Raw genomic sequence first — 23,760 nt, 5'->3', positions numbered from 1 at the left:
ACGCGGGCGAGCTGTAACGTTCTGGATGATCTCGGCGCTGAATGATCACCGGGGTCGGCCTTGTGAACGGGGAAGAATGCTCAAGCGCACAGTGATCGGGACCTCGCTCGCCGCCATGGCGGTGGCGGGGACGGTGGTCTGGACGGTCTCCTCGACCTCCACGGCGACGACGGCCTCCGCGACCCGGCCGGGGCCGGGACGGGTCCAGGCCCGCCCGCTGGCGGACATGGCCACCGCGGCCGCCGCGGACAAGAGGGTCAAGGGGCTGCCGGCCGCGGAGACCGAGCCGTTCAGCCTCGTCGGCGTCACCTGGGACAAGCCCCGCGAGGAGCTCAGGGGAACCGTCCGGCTCCGCACGCGGGACGCCAAGACCGGCCGCTGGTCGGGCTGGCGCACGCTGGAGCCGGAGCTGGCCGATGCCCCTGACCAGGGTGGACGTGGCGGGACGAACGGGCTGTGGGTCGGCCCGTCCAATGGTGTCGACGTGCGCGTGACCGGGCAGGGCCGCGCGCTGCCGGCGGGCCTGCGCGTCGACCTGATCGACCCGGGCGCCTCCGCGGCGGCGCCGACGCCGCGGGCGGCGGGACCGGCCGGTGGAACCGGGATGAAGCTCGTGGCGGCGACCACGCCCCTCGCCGGGCCCGTCACCGCGCCGAAGCCGGCGATCGTGGCGCGGGCCGGGTGGGGCGCGGACGAGTCCATCGTCCGGAACCCGCCGGCCTATGACACCTCGGTCAAGGCCGCGTTCGTCCACCACACCGACACGGGCAACGGCTACTCCTGCACCGAGTCGGCGTCGGTGATCCGGTCGGTGTTCCTGTACCACGTGCAGAGCCAGGGCTGGGACGACATCGGCTACAACTTCCTGGTCGACAAGTGCGGCACGGTCTTCGAGGGACGGGGCGGGGGCGTCGACCGTCCCGTCCACGGCGCCCACACCTACGGGTTCAACACCGACACCACCGGGATCGCCGTCCTCGGCACCTACACCGCCGCGAACGACCCGGACGTTCCCGGAGTCGCGCCCACCAAGGCCGCCCTGGACGGCGTCGCGAGGATCGCCGCGTGGAAGCTCGGCCTGACCGGGGTCGATCCGACGGCCAAAACGACGCTGACGTCGGCCGCGCCCAACGGGACGGGCGGGAAGTACCCCTTCGGGCAGCAGGTCGAGTTCAACACGATCTCCGGCCACCGCGACGGGTTCGCGACCGCGTGCCCCGGCGCGCAGCTCTACTCCGCGCTTCCCGCCGTCCGGACGGCGGCCAAGCAGATCACCGTCCCGGCCCTGGCCGCCACCGTGACCGGCGCGAACGCCGCCGGGGGCCGTTACTACACCAAGAGCACGGCCACCCTGAACTGGACGCCGGCGGACGGCGCGACCTACACCGTCAGCGTGGACGGCGCGACGGCCGCGACACCGGCCGCGGGCGCCGCCTCCGCCACGGTGACCCTCGCGCCGGGGACGCACGCGGTCCGGTTGAACGCCGCCTTCGCCGACGGGACGGCCTCGGCGTCCCCCGTCTTCACGGTCGTCGCGGACACGACGCGCCCCGTCATCTCGTCCGAGGCGCTCTCGCTGCGCAAGGCGACGGTCAACAGCGGCGCGTGGCCCGTCTGGCTCACCTGGAAGGCCGGCGACAACGCCCTCCTCGGCTCGCTGAAGGCCACGTCCCCCGCGGCCAAGACGTTCTCCACCACCACGACGCAGTGGGCCGCGGTCGCCAAGCCGTCCACGACCCAGACCTGGACGCTGGCCGCCACGGACGCCGCGGGCAACGCCGGCACCTCCAGCCTGAGCCGCTACACCGGCGGCCAGAGCGAGGGCGCCGCGCGCCGCACCGGCACCTGGGGTCTCAGCACGACCAGTTCCTACCTGGGCGGACGCGGCCTCTACAGCAAGTACCGGGGCGCGAGCGCGAGCTGGACGTTCACCGGGCGCACCGCGGGCCTCATCTTCAAGCGCGCCTCCTACCTGGGCGCCGTGGACGTCTACGTGGACGGCGCCAAGATCGGCACGCTGGACACCCGGGCGTCGACCACGGCCTACCGCCAGCTGATGTGGACGCGCACCTGGAGCAGCAGCGGCAGCCACACCATCAAGATCGTCGTGGCGGGCACCTCGGGCCGTCCCATGGTCGGCATCGACGGCCTCGTCTACCTCCGCTGAGACGGGGGCCGCGCCGGGACGGGGCTCTAGGGTGTGAGGGGTGACGGACGGGTCGTGGCGTGATCGGGTGATCGCGGAGTGCGTGGCCAAGCCGGGCGCGGTGGAGGACTACCCGTTCGGCGACGACGTGGCCGTGTTCAAGGTCGCCGGGCGGATGTTCGCCCTGGTTCCGCTGGGCGCGTCGCCGCCGAGCGTCAGCCTCAAGTGCGACCCGGGCCTGGCCGAGGAGCTGCGCGCCCGCCATGCCTCGGTCACGCCCGGCTACCACCTCAACAAGCGGCACTGGAACACCGTCGTCCTCGACGGCTCGGTGCCGGCCGAGGAGGTGTGGGAGCTGGTCGACCACTCCTACGACCTCGTGGTCGCCAAGCTCACGCGCGCCGAGCGAGCCCGTCTCTGACCCGCTTCTCTGCGCCGGGATACAGTTACCTTCTTCCCCTTTCCGACCATTTTTCCTTTTTCCCGGGTTTGGTCGATTCCTAAGGCTCGCTTACCGCGGTCGGCACGTGTTGCAAAATCGCACTATCCGTGTACGTTGTTCCCCGTGGTGATCATCAGACGCCACACGACAAACAAGACACGTAAGGAAAAGCCATGTCCGAAATCTGGACTCCGGGCGCGGGCGCGTCCGGTTTCGACCTCGGCGGCCTGAGGCGCCGGGTCGACGAATACCTCTCCCGGTGCGAGCAGCAGCTGATCGGCTTCCGCCGTGACCTGCACGCGCACCCGGAGGTCGCATTCACGGAGCACCGCACGACCACGGCCATCGTCGGGTTCCTGACCGCGATCGGCCTCCAGTCGCGGGTCCTGCCCGGCGGTACCGGCGTCATCTGCGACATCCGCGGGGGCGACGGTCCGATGATCGCGCTGCGCGCGGACATCGACGCGCTGCCGCAGCACGACACCAAGGACGTCCCGTACCGCTCGACGGTGCCGGGCGTCGCGCACAACTGCGGCCACGACGTCCACACCACCATGGTGCTGGGCACGGGGCGCTTCCTGGCGATGCTGGCCGAGGCCGGCCTGCTTCCCGGAACGGTGCGGCTGATCTTCCAGCCCGCCGAGGAGCTGCCCGGCGGCGCGCGGAACGTGATCGCCGCCGGCGGTCTGGACGGGGTGGAGCGCATCTTCGCGCTGCACTGCGATCCGGCGCAGGAGGTCGGATACCTCGGTCTGCGGACCGGGGCGATCACGGCGTCCTACGACAAGATCCGGGTGGAGGTCACCGGGCCGGGCGGGCACACCGCACGGCCGCACCTGACCGCCGACCTGATCACGGCCATGGGGGCCATCCAGGTCGGCCTGCCGGCGGTGCTGTCGCGCGGGATCGACGCGCGTTCCGCCCACGCGCTGGCCTGGGGCCGCATCGAGGCGGGCGCGGCGGCGAACTCGATTCCCACCGAGGGGTTCCTCGAGGGGACGCTCCGCTGCCTGGACCCGCAGGACCGGCAGTTCGCCCTGGTCGAGCTGCGGAGGCTGCTCGGCCATCTGGCAGGGCTCTACGGGATCCAGGCGGAGCTGATCACCTCGATCGGCCTGCCGCCCACGATCAACGAGGCGGCGAGCGTGCAGATCTTCCGGGACTCCGGTCGTCTGGCGCTCGGCGAGGACAAGATCAACCCCACCGGTCAGAGCATCGGCGGGGAGGACTTCGCCCTGTACCTCGAACTGACCAAGGGCGCCCTCGGACGCTTCGGCGTGCGCAGGCCCGGCACGCCGAAGTACGACCTGCACCAGGGCGGTTTCGACGTCGACGAGAGCTGCATCGCGCTCGGCGTCCAGCTGCTGGTGCACACGGCGCTGAAGGCTCTGGACCGGTCACGGTCTGAGGTCTGACGCACCGACCGACCGCGATCGACCCCTCATCGATCACGGCCGAGGGGCCCGGTTCACGCCGGGCCCCTTGTCGTTTCCGCCGCGAGATTTCCTGCGGCGGAGCGATGAATCGGTGAGCTCCCCGCAGTACACACCTCGACCGATCCGGTTCGAGAAGGGACTCAAGCGATGAACAGCGACGAGACGGCCGTCCGCGAAGTCTTCGAGCGGCTGTACAAGGCGTGGGGCGACGGCGACGCCGACGCGTTCGCCGACCTCTACGTCGAGGACGCGACCGTGGTGATGCCCGGTGTGTTCAACCAGGGCCGCGAGGCGGTGCGCGGCTACATGGCCGCCGCGTTCGACGGGCCGCTCAAGGGCTCCCGGGGCGTGGACGAGCCGCAGGACGTCCGCGTGCACGGCGACACCGCGATCGTCGTCAGCAGGGCGGGCATCATCATGGCGGGGGAGCAGGAGTTCCCGCCCGAAAGCGAGCGGCTCGCCACCTGGGTGCTGTCGCGGCGGGACGGGCGGTGGCTCGTCGCCGCCTACGCCAACGCGCCCGCCCGCTGACCGGAGGACCACCGTGGACGAGGATCTCGACTCCTACCGGCGCGAGCTGCTGGTGCACTGCTACCGGATGGTCGGCTCGGTGCACGAGGCGGAGGACCTCGTCCAGGAGACGATGCTGCGCGCGTGGCGGGCCCGGGACCGCTACGAGCCGCGCCTGGCGTCCGTCCGCACCTGGCTCTACAAGATCGCGACGAACGTGTGCCTGACGGCGCTGCGGGGGCGGGCCCGGCGCCCGCTCCCGTCCGGGCTCGGCGGGCCGAGCGACGACCCGGACGCGCCGCTGACCCCGTCGCTGGAGGTGCCGTGGTTGCAGCCGTTCCCGGACGCGCTGCTGGACGACCCGGCGGCGCGGGTCGTGCGGCGCGGCAGCCTGCGGTTGGCGCTGGTGGCGGCGATGCAGGTGTTGCCGCCCCGACAGCGGGCCGTGCTGATTCTGCGGGACGTCCTGGAGTGCGGCGCGGCCGAGACGGCGGAACTGCTGGAGACCTCTCCGGCCGCGGTGAACAGCGCCCTGCAGCGCGCCCGGGCGGGCCTGTCGGGCGTCGCGGCGGAGGAGGAGATCGCCGAGCCGGACGACGCGGAGATCGCCGCGGTCCTCGACCGGTACGTGAGGTCGTTCGAGGCGGCCGACGTCGACGGCCTGGTGGCGCTGCTGACCGACGACGCCGTCATGGAGATGCCGCCCGTGCCGCTCTGGTACCGCGGGCGGCGCGACTACGGGCGGTTCATGGCGCGGGTGTTCGCGATGGCGGGCGCCGACTGGCGGATGGCGCGGACGTCCGCCAACGGGCAGCCGGCCCTTGTCGCGTACCGGCGGTCCGAGGGCGCGTACCGGCTGCACACGCTGCAGGTCTTCACCGTGACCCCGCGGGGTGTGGCGCGCAACGTCGTCTTCCAGGACGCCCGGGTGTTCGCCGCGTTCGATCTGCCGGAGATATTCGGCGGATGATGTCGATTCCGGCGCCGCGGCTTCGACTTCCTTTCAGAAGCCCTGAAAGGAGCACATCATGGACATCGCTCAGACGTTCACCGGCAGCGGCCGCCCGATCTGGCTGACCGGCGCGGCCGCGGCGCTGGCCGGATCCGTCGCCACCGAACTGTTCGGCCTGGCCGCCCGCGCGGCAGGCGTCCCGATGGAGGCCGGCGGCGTCGGCGCCGACGCCACCGAACCGATCATGGTCGGCATGTTCGCGATGGGGACCGTCATCTGCACGTTCTGGGGGACGGTCCTCGCGATGCTCCTCGCGCGGTTCGCCGGGAGGCCGTCCCGGACGTTCGTGTGGGCGGCGGTCGCGCTGACGGTGCTGTCGTTCACGACGCCCGTTGCCGCGGGGGCGACGGCGACCTCGACGAAGGTGATGCTGTGCGCCGCGCACGTCCTGGCCGCGGCGATCATCATCCCGATGTTCGCCCGCCGCCTCTCGGCCGCGGACGACTGAGTCACCGCGAGCGCGCCCCGCGCTCCGCGGCGGCGTGCCACCACGCCGGGGGCGAGGGACCGGTGACCCGGGACGTCGGCTGGTCGGGATGCAGACCGAGGGGCCGGAGGGCCTCGGCCCGCACCTGGACGCTGTACCAGCCGCGTGCGCGCCCGTCGTCGTCGCGCCCGCAGGCGAGCCCTATCATGACCTCGTCGTCCTGGAAGGGCATCCAGTCGATGCCGCGGTCACGCAGTCAACCCCGCAGCGCGGCCGCGGGGCCCGGGCAGCCCCGGACGTTCTCGTACGTGACGACGGTGATCCACGCGTTCATGCGACCATCCTCGCAGTTCCTCCTCCCCTGGCAAAGAGGGACGAGTCCGTCAGCTCTTCTTGTAGGCGACGAAGTCGATCTCGACGAGGATGTTCATCAGCTCGGAGCCCACGGTGGTGCGCACCGGGTAGGGCTTGGTGAAGTGCTCCCGGTAGACCTCGTCGTAGGCGGCGAAGTCGCGGTGGAGGTCCTGGAGGTGGACGGTCGACTTCACCACGTCGTCCAGCCCGAGCCCGTGCTCGCGCAGGATCGCGGCCAGGTTGGCGAGGGTCTGCCGGGTCTGCGCGGCGACGTCCGTGCCGACGATCTCGCCGGTCTTCGGATCCAACGGCCCCATGCCGGACGTGTACACGAAGTCGCCGACCACGAGCCCCTGCGAGTAGGTGCCGATGGGCGGGGCGGAGTCCGCGCTGCGAAGTTCGCGCTTGCTCATGTCTGTCTCCTCATCTGGTGACGCCGGTCATCGGGTGACGTCGCTTTCCGTGGTTCTCAAGAGTTCCAGATCGGCGCGGCCGGGCAGGCCCTCCCAGTCGCCCCGGACGGTGACGGCGTAGGCGCCCGTGGCCGTGGCCGTGGCCAGGCGGGCGGCGACGGGCAGGCCGCGGACGAACTCGGCGAGGTAGCCGGCGGCGAACGCGTCCCCGGCGCCGACCGGGTCCACGACGGGGACCCGGTGGGCGGGCCGGACGTGCAGCCGGCCCTCGCAGAACGCGACCACCCCGGCGGCGCCCCGCTTGACGAGGACGTCGCGGGGGCCCAGCGCGGCCAGAGCGGTGGCGAGCGCGCCCGGGTCGTCGCCGGGCACGACGAGGCGGGCCTCCTGCTCGGTCGCGAACACCAGGTCGGCGCGCTTGACCAGGGTGTGCAGGCATGCGCCGGCCTCGGAGGGCGTCCACAGCGCCGACCGGTAGTTGAGGTCGAGAGAGACCGGGACGCCCGCGTCCCGCGCGGTCTCGACGGCGTCGTCCAGCGCCTGGCGGGCGGTGTCGCTGATCGCGGCGGTGATGCCGGTGACGTGCAGGACGCGCGCGGTCCGGATCAGGTCGTGCGGGACGTCGGACGGGCGCAGCCGGGAGCCCGCGCTGCCCGTCCGGTAGTACTGGACGCGGGTGAGCGTGCCCGAGCGGCGCTCCTTGAACAGCAGCGCGGTGGGCGCGGTGCCGTCCACCACCGTGTGGCCGAGCCGGACGCCCTCCCCGGCGAGCACCGTGGTGATCAGCCGGCCGAACTCGTCGTCGCCGACGCGGCCGAACCAGGCCGCGCTGCCGCCGAGCCGCGACAGCCCGATCGCCGTGTTCGACTCGGCGCCGCCGATGCCGAGGTCGAGCGAGCGGGCGTGCCGCATCGGCCCGACGGCGGGGTTCTCCAGCCGCGCCATGGTCTCGCCGAACGTGACGAGGTCGAGGCTCATCGGACGGCCTCCCGCGGGGCCGCCGCGGCGAGCAGCGCCCGCGCCCGGTCGGCCAGGGCGGTGAGGGAGCCGCCGTCGAGGGCGTCGCCGATGAGGGAGCCCCCGGCGCCGACCGCGACCACTCCGGTCGCGGTCAGCGCGGGTCCCGGCGCCAGGCGGGGGATCATGGGATTCCCTTCTCGGAGGTACCGGTCTCAGAAGTACGTGCGGATCAGGTCGACCACCGTGTGGTCGTCGTCCACGACGGGGATGACCTGCCACTTGTCGAAGGCCGTGCAGGGGTGGGAGATGCCGAAGCAGATCAGGTCCCCCGGACGCGGGGAGGCGTCCCCGGTCGCGACGTAGGCGTGGTGGTCGTTGGTGTCGGTGACGCGCATGCCGTCCGCGGGGGCGATCCTCCCGTCCGCCCCGCGGATCCGCAGCGGGACGGGCAGGCCCGCGTCGTAGGGGGCCTCCCGCTTGCCCATCCCGACGATCGCGAGGCCGGGTTCCGGGACGGACGTGACCTGCGCCCAGATCTCCAGCGCCGCGTCCAGCGAGCCGGGGACGCGGTTGAACGGCGTCCGCTCGGTGTAGATGCCGTCGTCGTGGGAGACGTAGGCGCCGCTGCGCAGCACCACGGTGAGGTCGTGGCCGGGCAGCCAGTCGCCCGCGAGCTTCTCGGCGACCTGGTCGAAGTAGGCGCTGCCGCCGGCGGTGACGACGACGTCGCGGGGGAGCAGCGGCGACAGCTCGGCGGTCGCGTCGCGCAGCGCGCCGAGATAGGCGCCGGCCGCCGCGACGTCCGGCAGTCCGCCCTCGTACCCGGCGACGCCGGCGAGTTCCGTGCCGGGCGCGTCGGCGACGGCGCGGGCGACGGCGGTCAGTTCCGCCACGGTGCGGCAGCCGGTGCGGCCGTTGCCGTGGCCGAGCTCGACGAGCACCCGGAACGGGCGCTCGCCGGCCGCCGCGGAGATCGCCGCGACGCCCTCGGCGGAGTCGGCGTACAGCAGGAACTCCAGGCCGCGGTCGATCTCGCCGCCGAGCCAGCGCAGCGCGGTCGGGTCGAGCAGTTCGTTGGCCAGCAGGATGCGGGGTACGCCGAACGTCCGGTAGGCGAGCACCTGGTTGGCGGTCGCGGCGGTGATGCCCCAGGCGCCCGCGTCCAGCTGGGCCTGGAACAGCGTCGGCGCCATGGACGTCTTGCCGTGCGGCGCGAACGCGAGCCCGTGCTCCCGGCCGAACGCGGCGAGGGCCGCGATGTTGTGGTCCATCGCCGACCGCCGCGCCACCATCACCGGCCAGGTGAACGGGCCGCCGAACAGCGGATGCCGGGCGGCGGCGAACTCCTCCAGGGGGACGGGCGGACCGGGCACCCAGAGGCCCTTGGTCCGCCAGTCGACGTGCTCGCCGGGAATGGTGAGGCTCACGGCTGGTTCCCTTCCTGCGTGTCGTGGCGGGACGTGTCGTGGCGGGGCCGGTCGGGGCGGCGGCGGAACGGCCGGGACGAGCCGAGCACGCGGGAGATCTCCAGGCCCGCCCGCTCGACCATCGGCCCGACCTCCCGGACCCGCGCCGGCGTCATCCGGGACGTCAGCCCGGACACGCTGAGCGCCCCGACGGGCCGGTCGGTGTGGTCGAAGATCGGCGCGGCGACGCAGCGGACCTCGGGCTCGTTCTCCCGGTCGTCCACGGCGTACCCGGTGAGGCGCACCCGCTCCAGCTCGGCGGTCAGCCGCGCCGGGTCGGTGATCGTCCGCTCGGTGCGCGCCGGCATCCCGGCGGCGACGACCCTCTGGAGGTCGTCCTCGCCGAGCCAGGCGAGGACGGCCTTGCCGACGGCCGTCCGGTAGGCGGGCATCCGCAGCCCGACGCGGGACGCCATCCGGACGTTGTGCTCGTTCTCCACCTTGTCGATGTAGACGACGTCGGGGGCCTCGTAGACGACGAGGTGGCACGTCTCCCCCGCGAGGTGCTGGAGGCGGCGCAGCGGGTCGGCGGCGACCGACCGCATGTCCAGCGTCGACAGGTACGCCTGGCCGAGCCGCAGCGCGCCGTGCCCGAGCCGGAACCAGCCGGTCTCGCGGTCGCGGGCGAGCAGGTCGCCGTCGATGAGCGGCTGCGCGAGCCGCAGCACGGTGCTCTTGCTGATGTCGAGGTCGTCGGCGATGCGGGTCAGCGACACCCCGCGCGCCCCGGCGTGGTCGCGGACGTGGTCGAGGACGGCGAGCGCGCGGCGCAGCGACGACGACTGGTTCCTCGGTTTCGCCTGGTCGGTCGTCATGTGGTGCCCCCCGCAAGCAGGCCGCGGCGCAGCACGTCCCGCGCAGCGCGCCTGAACCTACCGATCACGGATGACTCCTTGTGCTGGTCTGGGGCCCTGGCGGCTCGGACGAACCGGGCAGGCTCGGTCAGGCTGGTGTGAGGGCCCGTCCCGGCGGGGTCGCGGTCTCGGCGAGAACGCCGCCGGACAGGACGGGAACGCCGTTGACCACGACGTGCTCGACGCCCTCGGCGGGCACCCTGGGTCTGTCGTAGGTGGCGAGGTCGGTGACGGCGGCCGGGTCGACGACGGCGAGGTCGGCGGCGCGCCCGGTCTCGACGCGGCCCCGGTCGGCGAGCCGGAACCGGTCGGCGGCGCGTCCGGCCAGGTGCACGGCGGCCTGCTCCCACGTCCAGTCGCCGAGCTCCCGGACGTGCCGCCCGAGCATCCGGGCGAACGCGCCCCAGCCGCGCGGATGCGGGTGCCCGCCCTGGTAGATGGCGTCCGATCCGGTCGTCTGGGCCGGGTGCCGCAGCAGCGCCCGCACCGACTCCTCGCTGTTGGTCGGCGGCTGCCCGAACACGCACCCGGCCTCCAGCCGGGTCGCGACGAGCAGGTCGCAGCAGAACGCCCCGGGGCCCGAACCGGCCTGTTCGGCCGCGTCCGGCAGGGTCATGCCCTCGGCCCAACGGAACCCGTCGGCGGGCACGTGCGAGAGCGTGATGCGGGGCCACACCTCGGGGCGGTGCGCGAACCAGTCGCGCTCCAGCCTCTCCCGGACGGACGGGTCGGCGAGCGCGTCCAGTGCGGCGTCCAGGTCGGCGAGGGGGAGCCAGTCCGGCAGCGTGACCAGCGTCAGCGTGCTGGATCCCCGCAGGTAGGGGTAGGTGTCGAAGGTCAGGTCGATACCCTCCGCGCGTGCGCCGTCCACGAGCGCGGCGAGCTCGCCGCCGGGGCCGTGGTAGTGCGAGACGTGCGGAGCGACGTGCCCGGCCCGCGCGATCTCCAGCACCTCCGCCATCGCCGCGCCGGCGGCGGACTCGTACCCGCGCATGTGCGTGACGTAGGGCAGCCCGGCCGAGCCGACCGGCGCGCACAGCGCCGCGATCTCGGCGGCGCCGGCGTAGGCGCCGGGCACGTACTCCAGCCCCGTGGACAGCCCGGCCGCCCCTTCGGAGAGGCCGCGCTCGACGTGCGCCAGCATGGCCGCCAGCTCGCCGGGCTCCGGTGCCCGCCGCGCGGTCCCCATGACGCCGTGCCGGATCGTCCCGTGCGGCAGCAGGTAGACGGTGTTGAGCGGGGTGCGGCGGTCGTAGGCGGCGAGCAGCTCCGCGACGGTCACCGGCCCGCCGTCCAGCCCGGGGTGCGCGCCGTTGATCGGCGCGAAGTACCGGCTCACATAGCGGAGCGTCTCCGCGCCGGCCGGTGCGTAGGAGATCCCGTCCTGGCCGAGGACGAACGTGGTGACGCCCTGCCGCAGCGCCGCGAGCTGCACGTCGGGGTCGAACACGGCCGCGTCGCCGTGGACGTGGGTGTCGATGAAGCCCGGCATGACGTACCTGCCGGTCGCGTCGATCTCCGCGGACGCCCGCGCGCCGTCCAGGACGCCGACCGCGGCGATCCGCCCGGCGGTGACGGCCACGTCCGCGCGGCGCCCCGGGACCCCGGTGCCGTCCAGCACCGTCCCCCCGCGAAGCAGCAGATCGTACATCTGACCTCATTCACCCCTACGAGCGCGCAACCGGAGCCGTGTCGGTACTCGTGGAGGTTATGGGCCGCACCAAGCGCGGCGCCAGATTTGCAACACATGATTTTGCACTGCACAACCAGCTCTTGACCTGCGACGTTAGCCGACACCGGTGGGACCGGCGGCGGTGAAGGGTCGCCCTACGCCTTGGGGCGGCGCAGCAGGAACGGCCGCACGCGGCCCAGCCCCTGCAACGGCCGGGGACGCAGGCCGGAGGCGTCGTAGACCCCGGACGGGAGCGCCGAGACCACGCCGGCGTCGGCCAGGACCGTCCCCGGGTAGGCGGTGGACGTCAGGCGCGCGGCCATGTTGACGGGCGTGCCGAACACGTCGCCCAGCCGCTGGATGACCTCGCCGTAGGCGAGACCGACGCGGACCTTGGGGAAGTCGGGGTCCTCGTTGAACCGCTCCGCGACGCGCAGCCCGATCTCCGCGGCGGCGCCGGCGGCGGGCGCGACGAACAGGACCTCGTCGCCGAGCGTCTTGACCACGCGGCCCCCGCACTCGGCGACGATGTGCGTGACGGCCCACTCGAAGCGCTCGACGAAGCCGGCCAGGGCGTCACCGTCGAGGCTGCGGCTCAGCCGGGTGAACGAGACGACGTCGGCGAACCCGACGGCGAGGAGCGCGACGCCCGCGGCCGGGTCGGCCTGCGCGGTGGCGGTGGACGCGGCGGCGCGCATGCCGGCGGCGGTGAGCTGGCGGCGCCAGCCGTGCAGCAGCAGCCGCTCGAACGAGGGCCGCAGCTCCTCGGTGGCGACCAGGGCCGCGGTGACCAGGTCGGACGTCACCGGCTCGTCGGACGGCAGGGCGCTCAGGCGCTGGAGCCACACGTCGCCGAGCCAGCTGGCGAGCCGTCCCATCGTCTGGCCGACGGCGCGGACGAGCTGGAGCACGGTGTCCTCGTCCACCAGCTCGTGGGACAGGACCTCGCGGATCTCCTGGAGCGCGGCCACGTCGCCGTCGGTGAAGGCGACCTCGTCGTCAGGCGGGACCGGGAAGCCGAGCGCCTGCCAGATGCGCCGCGCGAAGTCGTCCGAGACGCCCGCCCGGGCCTCGACCTCACTGCGCGTGTAGCGCAGGGGGCCGCCGAGGAGTGTCTCCTCGATGTCGTCCGCCATGCGGCAACCCTATGTGCCATCGATCGATGTAACAATGAGGTGGGGGTAAGATCACGGCGGTGAGACGACACGAGCCGGCGGACGGGGCATGGCCGAGTACCGAATCGACGAGCTGGCGCGGCTGGCGGGCAGCACGGTGCGCAACATCCGCGCCTACCAGGACCGCGGCCTGCTGCCGCCGCCCCGCCTCGAAGGCCGGGTCGGCCTCTACGACGACACGCACCTGGCGCGGCTGCGGCTGATCGGCAAGCTGCTCGGCCGCGGCTACACCTTCGCGATCATCAAGGACCTGCTGGGCGCCTGGGAGACCGGCAAGGACGTCGCCGAGGTCCTCGGACTGGAGAAGGTCCTCACCGACCCGTGGTCGGACGAGATCCCCGGCACCGTCACCTACGAGGAGCTGGTGGCGAAGTTCGGCACCGGCCTCGACGAGGACCAGGTCGCCCGGACCCTGGAGCGGACGGTCGAGCTCGGCCTGATCGAGCCGGACGGGGACAAGTACCGCGTACCGAGCCCGCGGCTGCTGCACGTCGGCGCCGAACTCGTCGCCGCCGGCATCCCGCTGGACTCCGTCCTCGACATCGCCGGGCAGATTCGCGCCGACTGCGACGTGATCGCCGGACGGTTCGTGAACCTCGTCCAGGAGCACGTGTTCACGCGGCTGGAGCGCCAGCCCGTCCCGGACGGCGACGAGGTGGGCGAGGTCGCCGCCGTGGTCCGCCGGATGCGGCCGCTGGTGAAGATGGTCGTCGACCCCTTCATCGCGCGGGCCATGGAGACCCGCGTCCAGGCGGCGCTCGGCGACCACCTCGAAATGATCAGAGGCCACCTCGGGGAGCGCCCCGCCGCCGGGGGCTGAGCCGCTACAGCAGCGTCGCGCCCCAGACGACCTTAACCTCGTGCGGAGCGCCCTCGGAGTCGGTGAAGGTCAGCGTGCCCTGTCCCGGCAGGCCGATGAGCGCCGTCCGCAGCGTGATCGTCAGGCTCGTCGTGCCGTCCTCGGGCATGCCGCCCTGCATCTGCGACAGGATCAGCTGGTTCGACGACGTCATCGCCGTCCAGGACACCGGGCCGCTCTTCGCCGCAAGGCTGACCTGGGCGGTCTTGGTCCCGTACATCTCGACCTTGGCGGGGTTCACCACGAGGACGCCGGGCGGCTTGGGCAGGTTGGACGAGGGCGGCGGTCGCTGCGGCGTCTGCGCCGGATCCTCCGGGCGCTCCTGGTTCTTCTCGTGGGTCTGCGGGTCGGGCGGCGGCTGGCCGGGACGGGCCTGAGCGCCCCCGCCGGGCCCGTGCGGCGCCCCCCTGCCGTGCCCCTGGCCCTCCGGCCTCTCCTGCGTGATCGACGGCTGCGGATGCGTGCGGAACGGCGGCCACGACAGCGTCCCGTCGCCGATCCCGGGCCCCATCACGAACACGACGACGAGGGCCGCGGCCAGCGCGCCCACCATGCCGCCCCCGGTGAACAGCCACCGGCGCGTGAAAGGCGACGGCACGTCCGGCTGGCTCGGCAGTCCGGACGGGGTCAGCGTCCCGCCGCGCGCCGCGATGTCGGCGCGGTAGCCCGCCAGCTCGGGGTCCGTCGCGGTGTGCATGACGCGGTGCCGCAGCGCCGCGGGCAGCACCGGCGCGGGCGCCCGTCCCAGCAGCGCGGCCGCGGTCACCCGGGCCCGGGCGCGGCAGTCGTCGCAGCCGGCGGCGTGCAGCTCGATCGCGGGGTCGACCGGGGAGACCTCGCCGCGGCGCTGGAAACGCCACCACGGCCCCCTGCTCGGCTCCGCCGGAGGGGCCTCCTCCGGGGGGGCCGGGGCGCGTGCGGCCAGGACGGGGATCGCCGCGGACCGGGACTCCTCGGCCGTGCGCGCGGCGGCGGCGCACTCCCGTCCCGCGCGGCCGATCTCCCGCTGCACGGCGGCGTCGAGCTGGGCGCGCGTCCTGCGCACCCGCGCGGCGGCCCGCCGCGCCGACAGGCCGAGCGTCGCCCCGAGGCGGGCCGCACGCAGGCCGTGCCGGTGCGTCAGGAGCATGACCTCCTGGTCGACGGGCTCCAGCCGGGACAGGCTCGCGCGCAGCAGGTCGTGCAGCTCGTCCGACCGCGGGCGGTCCGGCGCGTCGCCGTCGTCGGCACGGTCCAGAAACGGCGCGTCGGAGAACTCGCCCTCCCGGTCCCAGAACAGCACCTTGGGACGGCCGCGGCGGATGCAGCGGCGCCGCGCCGCGCCGTACAGCCAGGAACTCAGATACAGGTGGTCGCGCATTCGGGGGGCGCGGCGGCAGGCGTCGATGAACGCGTCATGGACGATGTCGGCGGCCGCTTTCTCGTCCCCCGACATGGACAGCACGTAATCGTAAAGGCGCTCACCGTATTCGTCGTAGAGCGCGGCCAGGGCCGCCTCGTCACCCTCGTTCAGGCCCTTGACAAGCTTGCGATCGGCTGTGGGGGCGGAGGTGGTCAACCTGGGCATTCACGCTCCCGGCAGCGGAGTGTGGAAGTTGCCCCCATGGGGGCCATCCGGACATTCAGCCCACCTTGCATACACCCCCGAACCCCGCCCGCACCACTTGATCCACTGAAATCGCAACGAGAGTGACCGACGGTGAGTCAAGTACGTCTCTGAGTGACCACCCGATCAATGACTCGGCGTCAGAATCCAGTAATCGAACCGGTGTCAATCGGCCTGCCGCCCTTCCGGATCACCGTCCGCGCACCGGCACCAGAACACCTTTCCGTCGAATCCGGCTCCCGCGGCGCGCACCGACCGCGCATCGGCGCACAGGGGCGGACCCGGCTCGCGGTCGGCCCGCACGGGGGCACGAGCACGCGGACGACGAGCACCTCATGTGACGGCGAGGAAACCGGGGGGCCGGGTCGTCAGATGATCTTCTGCACCGTGAGGTCGCCGTCCCGGTACATCTGCCGAAGCGTCTTCTTGGAGAACTTGCCGACGCTGGTCTTCGGGATCTCCGCGACGAACGTCCAGCGCTCGGGAAGCTGCCACTTCGCGACCCGCCCGGCGAGGAACTCGCGCAACTGCGCCGCCGTGACCTCCGCCCCGTCCCGCACGACGACGGACGCGAGCGGGCGCTCCTGCCAGCGGTCGTCGGGCACGCCCACCACGGCCGCCTCCACGACGTCCGGATGGGCCATGAGGTGGTTCTCCAGCTCCACCGACGAGATCCACTCCCCGCCCGACTTGATGACGTCCTTCGCCCGGTCGGTGAGGACGAGGTACCCGTCCGACGACAGCGTCCCCACGTCCCCGGTGCGCAGCCAGCCGTCGTGGAACCTCCCGGGGTCCTCGTCCAGGTGGTAGGCGCCGGTGATCCACGGCCCGCGGATCTCGACCTCCCCGACGGCCTCCCCGTCGCGCGGCAGCACCACGTCGCCGTCCCCCACGATCCGCATCTCCAGCCCGGCGAGGACGCGGCCCTGGCTCGCCCGCGCCCGCCACACGTCCTCGCCCGCCGCCCCGGGCGGCGGGTGCGCGACCGACGCGACCGGCGAGGTCTCCGTCATCCCCCACGCCTGCACGATCCGGACGCCGATCTCCTCGAACCCGCGCATCAGCGACTCCGGCACCGCCGACCCTCCGCACGGGACGAGCCGCAGCGAGGTCAGGTCCGATCCGTGCTCCTTCGCGTGCCGCAGCACGTCCGACCAGATCGTCGGCACCGCGCCCGCGACCGTCGGCCGCTCGGCCTCGATGAGCCGGACGAGCGGCTCCGCCTGCAGGAACCGGTCAGGCATCACCAGCGACGCGCCCGCCATCACCGCCGCGTAGGGCAGCCCCCAGGCGTTCGCGTGGAACATCGGGACCACAGGCAGGACCACGTCGGACGCGCTCAGCCCCATCGCGTTCCCCGTGCACGTCGACATCGAGTGCAGGTACGCCGACCGGTGCGAGTAGACGACGCCCTTCGGGTTGCCCGTCGTCCCGCTCGTGTAGCACATCGCGGCGGCCGACCGCTCGTCGATCTCCGGCCACGCGAACGTCGCCGGCGCCGCCGCGAGCAGTTCCTCGTAGTCGTGCAGTTCCTTGCCGGCGCCCTCCAGCGGCGCGGTGTCGCCCTCCCCCACGAGCACCACGTGCCGGACGGTCTCGAGCCGCTCCAGCACCGGCGCGAGCAGCGGGATCAGCGACGCGTCCGCGATGACGACCCGGTCCTCGGCGTGGTTGGCGATGTAGACGAGCTGGTCGGGGAACAACCGCAGGTTGAGCGTGTGCAGCACGGCCCCCATGGACGGCACCGCCAGGTACGCCTCCAGATGCTCGGTGTTGTTCCACGCGAACGTGGCGACCCGCTGGTCCCCGTCCACGCCGAGCCCCCGCAGCGCCCCCGCCAGCCGCGCGGCGCGCTCACCCACCTCCGCGTACGTGCGGCGCCGCGTCCCGTCCCCCGTCCACGTGGAGACCGAGGCCTCCCCGAAGACCCCGGCCCCGCAGCGCATGATCGTCGTAATGGTCAGCGGAAAGTCCTGCATCGTGCTCCACACGGCAAGCCTCTCTTTCTCCCAGGGGGCGACCCCCTGAAACCCCCGTCACGAGCCGGGCGATCCTCGTGAGTGGAAACAAGTGTCCTCATCCAAGAGCGCTGGATGGGGACAAATCAACCCTCTCGAACTAAAGCCCGCCCCTGCTCCAAGAGGGTGCGAATCATCCAGGCCGCACGTCCCCCTGACACACCGTTCTGCGCCCCTCCTGAAGTTGACCTGAGCCAGAGCACGGGCCACCGGCACCGTGGGGTGAGTTTCGGTCGGCTCGTAACGGGGGTTCCAGGGGGTCGCCCCCCTGAGAAGACACAGCTAGTACAACTCGCGGAGGCGGGCCATGGCCCGGGAGACGGTGGACTTGACCGTGCCGATGCTGACGCCCAGGACTTCGGCGATCTCGCGTTCGGACATGTCCTCGTAGTAGCGGAGCATGACGGCCAGGCGCTGGCGTTCGGGGAGGCGGCTGAGGGCGCGGCCCAGGGCGTCGCGCATCTCGCTGCGGTCGGTGTGGTCCTCGACGGGGCGTTCGGGGAGCTGGTCGGTGGGGTAGACGTCCAACTTGCGGCGGCGCCACCAGGAGATCTGGGTGTTGACCATGGCGCGGCGGACGTAGCCGTCCAGGGCGGAGCGGTCCTCGATGCGGTCCCAGGCGAGGTAGGTCTTGGCGAGGGCGGCCTGGAGGAGGTCCTCGGCCTCGGCGCGGTCGCTGGTGAGCTGGGTGGCGGCCCTCAGCAGGACGGGGCCGCGTTCCACCACGTATGCGCGGAACTCCTCGTGCCGCGTCGCGTTCACACCCACCACCCGACCAGGGGTTGGGGAGCCGCGCCGACTCCCGGTATGACGACGATCGCAGGTCCGGCGTCATTTCGGGCCTACTGGAACAACATATCCGGGTCAACCAGTTTATATTCTTCAACCTAGGTAGATCAAACTTCCTCCGCTCATTGACTTATCGCGACAAATCCGTCGACAGGCGGGTCACGGCGCGTGACTCTTGACTCACGGCCCTAACAGCTGTTGCCGTACGTCACGACGATCGATGCCGGAGTGCCGCGATGCCGACGACCCACCTCCGCCGGGCGGCGCACCGCCGGGCGTTGTTCGCGGCCCCCGAAGGTCCGGAGGCCGATCGCCGCACGCGCGGGGTGAGCGGGATCGTCCTGGACGCGAGCCCGCACCTGCTGGTCGTGGGCGAGGCGGGGGCGCGGGGGGCCGAGACCCGCATCACGATGAGCGAGGACACCGAGATCTGGCACGGCGGGCGCGGGGGCCCCGCCGCGCTGCGGCCGGGCCGGCCCGTGGTCGTCCGGCGGACCGGCGCCGGCCGCGCCGAGAAGATCTGGGTGGGCATCGGCCGGGTCAGCGGGACGATCCTCGCGTGCGGGCGCGGCTCCGTGGAGGTGGACATGGGGCCGCACCGCGGGCGCGCCCATGTGGTGGTCCCGCCGTCCGTCCTCGGCCCGGTGCTGGTCCGGCATCCGCGCCTGGAGCCCGGCTACCTGATCGACGTGATCTGCGTGGGGTCCCCCGGCGGCCCGCAGGCGGTGCGTCCGGGCACGTCGCAGCCCGGGTACCGGGTGGCCGACCTCGCCGCGCCAGCGGCGGCCGCGCCGGTTCCGCGGGAGTCGAGCGGGACCGCGACCTGGTTCGGCGGCGTGGAGGGGGAGTGGCGGGACGGGGCGTCCTACCCGGCGGTCGACTCCGAGGGGGACGCCGGGGGCTGCGCGGACGCCCCGTCCGGATGCGCGCCGATGCCGTACCTGTCGATCGGCAGTGAGATCACCGTCCGCAACGAGTGCGGGGGGCGGTCGGCGCCGGTACCGGTGATCGAGTGCGGCTGCACGGCGGCCCGGTTCTGCGACCGGTGCGTGGAGTGCGACGCCTCGCCGCGGGGCCGGATCGTCGAACTGACCCCGGCCGTCTTCGCCGGGCTCGGCGGCGACCTCGCGGCCGGCTGCTTCAACGCGAGCGTCCGGCCGGGCGCGCCGCAGGGGGTGGAGGGGCGATGGTGACGGCGATCCAGAACACGCAGGTCCTGCTGCTGGCGGCGGTGCTGCTGGTGGCGTGCCTGGCGAAGCTGACGATGCGGGAGCGGACGGCGGGCGCGCCGGACCACGTGCACGGAGTCCCGGTGCCGGCCGGGCTCGCGCGGCTGTCGGCGCTGCGCCGCAGCCGGGGCATGACGGTCGGGCTCGGCATCGGCGAGGGCCTGCTCGGCCTCGCGCTGCTGGTGACCTCGCACCTGTCGGTGCGGCTGGCGACGACGGTGGCGTTCGCCGCAGCGACCTGGGTCGTCGGCGAGCTGCGGGTGCACAGGCCGGACGCGGGTTGCGGCTGTTTCGGCGCGCTCAGCGCCAAGAAGGTGGACCGGCGCAGCGTGCTGCGGGCGATGCTGTTCACCTGCGCGGCGGTCGTCTCGCTCGGCGCGCCGCACGCGGGCGTGGAGGTGCTGCGGGACGTCCACACGCAGGTCGGGCTCATGTTCGCGGTCGAGGTCGCGCTGTTCTTGGCGCTGTCCCCCGAACTGGCGGAGCTGGCCGGGCGGCACCGGCTGCCGCGCGCCGTCCCGTGCGAGCGGCGCCGCAGCCCGATGCCGGAGACCTACGCGCGGCTGTACGACAGCTCGGCGTGGACCGACCACGAGAACGCGATCAAGAGCGCCGTACCGCTGGACGTCTGGCGGGAGGGCTGCTGGCGGTTCGTGGCCTTCCCCGGACGGGTGCGCGAGCGGGACGTGGAGATCGTGTTCGCGGTGTCGACGTCGGAGCGGGACCGGGCCGTCCGGTCGGTGGTGGTGGCGTCCGAGGTGGTGGCGTCCGAGGTGGTGGCGTCCGAGGTGGTGGCGTCCGAGGTGGTGGCGTCCGAGGTGGTGGCGTCCGAGGTCGCCGCGCCCGTCCAGCCGAATCTCGTGTCCGAAGGCCGGTGAGAGACCGCTCGGCCGGGGCGCCGTCAGAACTGCTGGGCGGTGCCCCCGCGCGAGCGCCGGAAGAGGAGGCGCCGGGTTCGGGCGTGCAGCGTCTCGCGCAGCCGGACCATGTACCGGTTCTCCGACCCGGTATCCGGCGGACGGCCGCCCTGGTCCTGCCGCATCGCGGAGTCGTCGTAGCCGAGGATCGAGGCGGAGATCTCGTCCTCGTCCACGAACTCGTCGTCGGTCTCGTGGCCGCGGGGCCGGCGTCGCACTGTCATGTGTTCCCCTGGCATCGCCCAGATGCCCGCCGCGGGTCGCCACCCGTCTCCTACCCGCCGACCTGGCATGACAACACACGGGACCGCCGCCGGTGGATCGGCTGCGCGGTTCACGGGCCGCCTTCGGGGGCCTCCTCTGCCACGTCGAACGAGACGTCGGACGAGGCGGGGTGGTCGCCGTCCGCACCCGGGGGCAGGCCGCCCTGCTCCTGCTGCATCGCCTCCTCGTCGCGCAGGGACATGTCGCTCTGGTCGCCGTACTCCTCCTCGACGGCGAACTCGTCCTCGACGGCGTCCTCGTCCAGGCCGCCGTGCTGGTGGTCCGGGTCCTGGCCTCGGAATCGGTCTGCCATGTCTCTCCCGACGTCGGCTTCCGTGCCCGTTCGCGGGCACGCGCCGTGGCTCCTACCCACGTCGCGCGGACGACACCTGATCGCCTCTCTGCGACTCTCTAGCGCTCTCTAAGAAAAGATCTAGAAAGGCTTAGAGGGCGCCAGAGGAAGGACGAGCAAAATCTACGGCTCTCTAGCACTGTCGCTAGGGAGCCGGATACTCGCCGCGACAGGGCGGCTCGATGCGGCCTTCTACCGCTCTCTAGCGGTGTCGCTAGAGAGCCCGATAGACGGATAGGTCAGGCGGGCTGCGAGCGGAGGAACTTGCCGAAGTGCGGGACGGTGAACGCGACCATGCCGCGTTCGGCGCTGTAGATGAGGCCCTTCTTGATGAGTCCGTCGCGGGCGGGCGACAGGCTGGACGGTTTGCGACCCAGTTCGTCGGCGACGGACGCGGTGGGCACCGGGTCGTCGCCGAGCATGGCCATGGCGCGCATGTAGTCGCGCTCGGCGGGGGTGGCGCGCTCGTAGCGGCTGCCGAAGAAGCCGACGGCGAGCTCGCTCTCCGCCTCCGGCGCGGCGACCTTGATGTCGTCGGCGGTGATGGGGCTGTCGGGGGCGACGTCCCAGACGACCTTGGCGTACGCCTGGACGAAGTAGGGGTAGCCGTCGGCCGCGCCGTACAGTGCGTCGAGGGCGTCCTGGGTGAAGGTGACGTCCTCGCGCTCGGCGGGGGCCAGCAGCGCGACGTCGGCCGACTCGCGGTCGAGCCGGTCGATGCGCGCGTACCGGAAGAGCCGCTCGGAGTAGGACTTGCTCGCCGACAGGACGGCCGGCAGGTGCGGCAGGCCCGCGCCCACCACGATCAGCGGGCCGCCGACCTGCGACAGCTCGTGGCACGCGGCGCACAGCGCGGACACGTCGTCGGCCGGGATGTCCTGCATCTCGTCGACGAACAGGGCGATGCCGACGCCGACGTCGGTCGCGACGGAGGCGGCGTCGACGAACAGCTCGGTGAGGTCGATCTCCAGATCGCCGGAGTCGGCGCGGCCGCGCGCGGCGGGCACGTCGATGCCGGGCTGCCAGCGGTGCGCCCGCGCCTTGGCCTTGCCGGACGGCTCGGGGCCCGCCTGCGCGAACGACTTGAGCACGCCGAGGAACTCCTCGATGCGGTCGGGCGCGCGGTGCCGGGGCGCCAGCTCCCGGACCGCCCGGTGCAGCGCGGACGCGACCGGACGGCGGATCGACTGGTCGGGACGGGCCTCGATCTTCCCCGTCCCCCACAGCCGCTGGATCGCCTGCGACCGGAAGGCGTTGAGCAGCACGGTCTTGCCCACCCCGCGCAGCCCGGTGACGATCATGCTGCGCTCGGGGCGGCCGCGGGCCACGCGTTCGAGCACCACCTCGAACTGCCGGAGCTCGCGGTCGCGGCCGGCCAGCTCGGGCGGGCGCTGCCCGGCGCCGGGGGCATAGGGGTTCCGCACGGGGTCCACGCTCTCGGACTCTATGAGGCGATATAGCTGCGGCCGTAGATTTGCGTAGAGAACGCTGCGGCGTGTCGCGTGGTCACGCCGCCGCCCGCAGCGCGCGGAGCCCTCGGGCCCCCGTGTGGCCATGGTCGCCACCATGTCGCCTCCCGGGCGAGCGCGTTCGAACAAGGTGGTCGAACTTCTGTTCGACTGTTCGAACACAGTAGCGCACGCCGTCTTCCTCCGTCACGCGAACACGGAAGACCCCGGCCGCGGGCACCACCCCCGCGGCCGGGGAGCTCGACGTCCCGACCCGAGGGTCAGGACAGGGGCTCGTCCGCGTCGGACCGGTGAGGGACCTTCTCGGCTGGCACGGTGCCCATGCGCCCGGCCTGGAAGTCCTCGAACGCCTGGACGATCTCGTCGCGGGTGTTCATCACGAAGGGGCCGTACCGGGCGATCGGCTCCCGGATGGGCAGGCCCCCGAGAACGAGGATCTCCCAGCCCGCGGCACTGGCGGTCGGCTGGCTGTCGGCGGCGCGGACGACGAGACCGTCCCCCTCGCCCTTGTGGTGCGAGCCGGCGAACACGGCGAGCTGCCCCTCGTCCAGCGCCGCCTCCTCGACGCCGGCCGTCCCGCGGCCCGACAGGACGTACACCAGCGCGTTGAAGTCGCGCGGCCAGGGCAGCGCCAGGCGCGCCCCGGGCGCGACGGTCGCGTGCAGGTAGTTGATCGGCGTGTAGGTGACGCCGGGACCGTCGTATCCGGCGAGCGACCCGGCGATGACGCGCACGAGGGACGAGCCGTCGTCGGCGGCGAGCAGCTTGACGTCGCGGGCCTCGATGTCCTGGTAGCGCGGCGGGACCCACTTCTGGGCGCGCGGCAGGTTGACCCAGAGCTGGATGCCGTGGAAGAGGCCACCCTTGGCCACCAGCTCGGGCGGCGGCTGCTCGATGTGCTGGAGCCCGGACGCGGCCGTCATCCACTGCGTGGCGCCGTCGGCGATGAGGCCGCCGCCACCGGTGGTGTCCTGGTGCTGGAACGCCCCGTCGATGATGTAGGTGACGGTCTCGAAACCCCGGTGCGGATGCCACGGGGTGCCTTTCGCCTCGCCCGGCGCGTACTCGACGGCGCCCATGTGGTCCAGGAGCAGGAACGGGTCGGCCAGGGACAGGTCGATGCCCGGGAAGGGGCGCCTGACCTGGAAGCCCTCGCCCTCCAGGTGGCGCTTGGCGGTCACGACCTTCGCGACGCGGCGCCAGTCGGTGCCCTCCTGCGGCAGCAGCGGCAGGCGGGGCAGGGTCAGCGGGTCGGCCATCACGGCAGGCATCGGGTTCTCCCTCGTCCGGGTGTCCGTCCGCGGTCGGGCGGTGCACTGGTCCCTGCAACATAGTTGATGCTTCAACTATTTCCTCGGACGGAGGCACCCGTCCTGCTAGGCTGAAGATA

General features: G+C 72.8%; 24 protein-coding genes. 9 read left to right on the top strand and 15 right to left on the bottom strand.

Annotated features, from left to right (window positions below; translation table 11 throughout):
• The first annotated feature begins 76 nt into the window (after nt 1–76).
• The 6 genes from AB0H37_RS15985 (at nt 77) to AB0H37_RS15960 (ending at nt 5,994) form a co-directional block, all read left to right on the top strand.
• Entirely contained in the window at nt 77–2,167 is a 2,091-nt protein-coding gene (locus tag AB0H37_RS15985; RefSeq protein ID WP_360613314.1) for a peptidoglycan recognition protein, read from the top strand.
• Nucleotides 2,168–2,207: 40 nt separating this feature from the next.
• A complete protein-coding gene (locus tag AB0H37_RS15980; RefSeq protein WP_360613312.1) occupies nt 2,208–2,567 on the top strand; it encodes an MmcQ/YjbR family DNA-binding protein in 360 nt (119 codons plus the stop codon).
• A gap of 194 nt (nt 2,568–2,761) precedes the next feature.
• Nucleotides 2,762–4,003, top strand: coding sequence for an amidohydrolase (locus AB0H37_RS15975; protein WP_360613310.1), 1,242 nt, complete (start codon nt 2,762–2,764; stop codon nt 4,001–4,003).
• 168 nt (nt 4,004–4,171) lie between these two features.
• Nucleotides 4,172–4,555 carry an SgcJ/EcaC family oxidoreductase gene (locus tag AB0H37_RS15970; protein WP_360613308.1) on the top strand — a complete coding sequence of 128 codons (384 nt, stop codon included), beginning with the start codon at nt 4,172–4,174 and terminating at the stop codon, nt 4,553–4,555.
• Nucleotides 4,556–4,568: 13 nt separating this feature from the next.
• Complete coding sequence (locus AB0H37_RS15965) at nt 4,569–5,504, top strand: sigma-70 family RNA polymerase sigma factor (protein ID WP_360613306.1); 936 nt, start codon at nt 4,569–4,571, stop codon at nt 5,502–5,504.
• A gap of 58 nt (nt 5,505–5,562) precedes the next feature.
• A complete protein-coding gene (locus AB0H37_RS15960) occupies nt 5,563–5,994 on the top strand; it encodes a DUF6069 family protein (protein WP_329096983.1) in 432 nt (143 codons plus the stop codon).
• A 1-nt stretch (nt 5,995) separates the two neighbouring features.
• Here the strand turns inward: AB0H37_RS15960 and AB0H37_RS15955 are convergent, their stop codons facing one another.
• The 8 genes from AB0H37_RS15955 to AB0H37_RS15920 form a co-directional block, all read right to left on the bottom strand.
• Nucleotides 5,996–6,205 (bottom strand): hypothetical protein, encoded by a 210-nt coding sequence (locus AB0H37_RS15955; protein ID WP_360613304.1) that lies wholly within the window; start codon nt 6,203–6,205, stop codon nt 5,996–5,998.
• Nucleotides 6,206–6,356: 151 nt separating this feature from the next.
• Nucleotides 6,357–6,740, bottom strand: coding sequence for a Rid family detoxifying hydrolase (locus tag AB0H37_RS15950; protein WP_329096987.1), 384 nt, complete (start codon nt 6,738–6,740; stop codon nt 6,357–6,359).
• Nucleotides 6,741–6,767: 27 nt separating this feature from the next.
• Nucleotides 6,768–7,718: a sugar kinase gene (locus AB0H37_RS15945; protein ID WP_360613302.1), complete on the bottom strand. Its 951-nt coding sequence runs from the start codon at nt 7,716–7,718 to the stop codon at nt 6,768–6,770.
• Nucleotides 7,715–7,885: a hypothetical protein gene (locus AB0H37_RS15940; protein ID WP_360613300.1), complete on the bottom strand. Its 171-nt coding sequence runs from the start codon at nt 7,883–7,885 to the stop codon at nt 7,715–7,717. Before AB0H37_RS15940 ends, AB0H37_RS15945 begins: the two co-directional genes overlap by 4 nt.
• Nucleotides 7,886–7,912: 27 nt before the next feature.
• Nucleotides 7,913–9,127: an alanine racemase gene (locus AB0H37_RS15935; protein WP_329096993.1), complete on the bottom strand. Its 1,215-nt coding sequence runs from the start codon at nt 9,125–9,127 to the stop codon at nt 7,913–7,915.
• Nucleotides 9,124–9,981 (bottom strand): IclR family transcriptional regulator, encoded by an 858-nt coding sequence (locus tag AB0H37_RS15930; RefSeq protein WP_360613298.1) that lies wholly within the window; start codon nt 9,979–9,981, stop codon nt 9,124–9,126. Before AB0H37_RS15930 ends, AB0H37_RS15935 begins: the two co-directional genes overlap by 4 nt.
• Nucleotides 9,982–10,108: 127 nt before the next feature.
• A complete protein-coding gene (locus tag AB0H37_RS15925) occupies nt 10,109–11,671 on the bottom strand; it encodes an amidohydrolase family protein (RefSeq protein WP_360613297.1) in 1,563 nt (520 codons plus the stop codon).
• A gap of 176 nt (nt 11,672–11,847) precedes the next feature.
• Nucleotides 11,848–12,828 (bottom strand): adenylate/guanylate cyclase domain-containing protein, encoded by a 981-nt coding sequence (locus AB0H37_RS15920; protein WP_360613295.1) that lies wholly within the window; start codon nt 12,826–12,828, stop codon nt 11,848–11,850.
• Between the two features lie 88 nt (nt 12,829–12,916).
• Here AB0H37_RS15920 and AB0H37_RS15915 point away from each other — a divergent pair, with 88 nt between their 5' ends.
• Nucleotides 12,917–13,687 (top strand): MerR family transcriptional regulator, encoded by a 771-nt coding sequence (locus AB0H37_RS15915; RefSeq protein WP_360613293.1) that lies wholly within the window; start codon nt 12,917–12,919, stop codon nt 13,685–13,687.
• Nucleotides 13,688–13,691: 4 nt separating this feature from the next.
• On the opposite strand, the gene AB0H37_RS15910 is transcribed toward AB0H37_RS15915, so the two are convergent.
• From AB0H37_RS15910 to AB0H37_RS15900, 3 genes are all read right to left on the bottom strand, one after another.
• Nucleotides 13,692–15,293: a sigma-70 family RNA polymerase sigma factor gene (locus AB0H37_RS15910; protein WP_329097001.1), complete on the bottom strand. Its 1,602-nt coding sequence runs from the start codon at nt 15,291–15,293 to the stop codon at nt 13,692–13,694.
• A gap of 407 nt (nt 15,294–15,700) precedes the next feature.
• Entirely contained in the window at nt 15,701–17,311 is a 1,611-nt protein-coding gene (locus tag AB0H37_RS15905) for a long-chain fatty acid--CoA ligase (RefSeq protein ID WP_360613291.1), read from the bottom strand.
• A 321-nt stretch (nt 17,312–17,632) separates the two neighbouring features.
• Entirely contained in the window at nt 17,633–18,112 is a 480-nt protein-coding gene (locus AB0H37_RS15900) for a SigE family RNA polymerase sigma factor (RefSeq protein WP_329097004.1), read from the bottom strand.
• A gap of 263 nt (nt 18,113–18,375) precedes the next feature.
• Here AB0H37_RS15900 and AB0H37_RS15895 point away from each other — a divergent pair, with 263 nt between their 5' ends.
• Complete coding sequence (locus tag AB0H37_RS15895; protein WP_360613288.1) at nt 18,376–19,332, top strand: hypothetical protein; 957 nt, start codon at nt 18,376–18,378, stop codon at nt 19,330–19,332.
• Entirely contained in the window at nt 19,326–20,246 is a 921-nt protein-coding gene (locus tag AB0H37_RS15890; RefSeq protein WP_360613286.1) for a MauE/DoxX family redox-associated membrane protein, read from the top strand. Before AB0H37_RS15895 ends, AB0H37_RS15890 begins: the two co-directional genes overlap by 7 nt.
• A gap of 23 nt (nt 20,247–20,269) precedes the next feature.
• Here AB0H37_RS15890 and AB0H37_RS15885 read toward each other — a convergent pair whose 3' ends face one another.
• From AB0H37_RS15885 to AB0H37_RS15870, 4 genes are all read right to left on the bottom strand, one after another.
• Nucleotides 20,270–20,509, bottom strand: a complete 240-nt coding sequence (locus AB0H37_RS15885) for a hypothetical protein (protein WP_329097008.1) — start codon at nt 20,507–20,509, stop codon at nt 20,270–20,272.
• 110 nt (nt 20,510–20,619) lie between these two features.
• Entirely contained in the window at nt 20,620–20,862 is a 243-nt protein-coding gene (locus AB0H37_RS15880; RefSeq protein WP_360613284.1) for a hypothetical protein, read from the bottom strand.
• Nucleotides 20,863–21,140: 278 nt separating this feature from the next.
• Nucleotides 21,141–22,334, bottom strand: coding sequence for an ATP-binding protein (locus AB0H37_RS15875; protein WP_329097012.1), 1,194 nt, complete (start codon nt 22,332–22,334; stop codon nt 21,141–21,143).
• A gap of 296 nt (nt 22,335–22,630) precedes the next feature.
• Entirely contained in the window at nt 22,631–23,641 is a 1,011-nt protein-coding gene (locus AB0H37_RS15870) for a pirin family protein (RefSeq protein WP_360613282.1), read from the bottom strand.
• Nucleotides 23,642–23,760: the final 119 nt, after the last annotated feature.

Origin of the sequence: Actinomadura sp. NPDC023710 (assembly GCF_040639875.1) — a bacterium.
Classification (GTDB): domain Bacteria; phylum Actinomycetota; class Actinomycetes; order Streptosporangiales; family Streptosporangiaceae; genus Spirillospora; species Spirillospora citrea.
The sequence above is the reverse complement of the archived record's forward strand: the minus strand, read 5'-3'. Positions and strand labels throughout refer to the sequence as shown.

Bases quoted from the DNA above. Each gene is read 5' to 3' on its own strand.
- AB0H37_RS15950 (WP_329096987.1), bottom strand. From the start codon at position 6,740: ATGAGCAAGCGCGAACTTCGCAGCGCGGACTCCGCCCCGCCCATCGGC.
- AB0H37_RS15920 (WP_360613295.1), bottom strand. From the start codon at position 12,828: ATGGCGGACGACATCGAGGAGACACTCCTCGGCGGCCCCCTGCGCTAC.
- AB0H37_RS15870 (WP_360613282.1), bottom strand. From the start codon at position 23,641: ATGCCTGCCGTGATGGCCGACCCGCTGACCCTGCCCCGCCTGCCGCTG.
- AB0H37_RS15895 (WP_360613288.1), top strand. From the start codon at position 18,376: ATGCCGACGACCCACCTCCGCCGGGCGGCGCACCGCCGGGCGTTGTTC.
- AB0H37_RS15905 (WP_360613291.1), bottom strand. From the start codon at position 17,311: ATGCAGGACTTTCCGCTGACCATTACGACGATCATGCGCTGCGGGGCC.
- AB0H37_RS15985 (WP_360613314.1), top strand. From the start codon at position 77: ATGCTCAAGCGCACAGTGATCGGGACCTCGCTCGCCGCCATGGCGGTG.
- AB0H37_RS15960 (WP_329096983.1), top strand. From the start codon at position 5,563: ATGGACATCGCTCAGACGTTCACCGGCAGCGGCCGCCCGATCTGGCTG.
- AB0H37_RS15910 (WP_329097001.1), bottom strand. From the start codon at position 15,293: ATGCCCAGGTTGACCACCTCCGCCCCCACAGCCGATCGCAAGCTTGTC.
- AB0H37_RS15955 (WP_360613304.1), bottom strand. From the start codon at position 6,205: ATGCCCTTCCAGGACGACGAGGTCATGATAGGGCTCGCCTGCGGGCGC.
- AB0H37_RS15930 (WP_360613298.1), bottom strand. From the start codon at position 9,981: ATGACGACCGACCAGGCGAAACCGAGGAACCAGTCGTCGTCGCTGCGC.
- AB0H37_RS15940 (WP_360613300.1), bottom strand. From the start codon at position 7,885: ATGATCCCCCGCCTGGCGCCGGGACCCGCGCTGACCGCGACCGGAGTG.
- AB0H37_RS15975 (WP_360613310.1), top strand. From the start codon at position 2,762: ATGTCCGAAATCTGGACTCCGGGCGCGGGCGCGTCCGGTTTCGACCTC.
- AB0H37_RS15880 (WP_360613284.1), bottom strand. From the start codon at position 20,862: ATGGCAGACCGATTCCGAGGCCAGGACCCGGACCACCAGCACGGCGGC.
- AB0H37_RS15890 (WP_360613286.1), top strand. From the start codon at position 19,326: ATGGTGACGGCGATCCAGAACACGCAGGTCCTGCTGCTGGCGGCGGTG.
- AB0H37_RS15885 (WP_329097008.1), bottom strand. From the start codon at position 20,509: ATGACAGTGCGACGCCGGCCCCGCGGCCACGAGACCGACGACGAGTTC.
- AB0H37_RS15925 (WP_360613297.1), bottom strand. From the start codon at position 11,671: ATGTACGATCTGCTGCTTCGCGGGGGGACGGTGCTGGACGGCACCGGG.
- AB0H37_RS15970 (WP_360613308.1), top strand. From the start codon at position 4,172: ATGAACAGCGACGAGACGGCCGTCCGCGAAGTCTTCGAGCGGCTGTAC.
- AB0H37_RS15945 (WP_360613302.1), bottom strand. From the start codon at position 7,718: ATGAGCCTCGACCTCGTCACGTTCGGCGAGACCATGGCGCGGCTGGAG.
- AB0H37_RS15915 (WP_360613293.1), top strand. From the start codon at position 12,917: ATGGCCGAGTACCGAATCGACGAGCTGGCGCGGCTGGCGGGCAGCACG.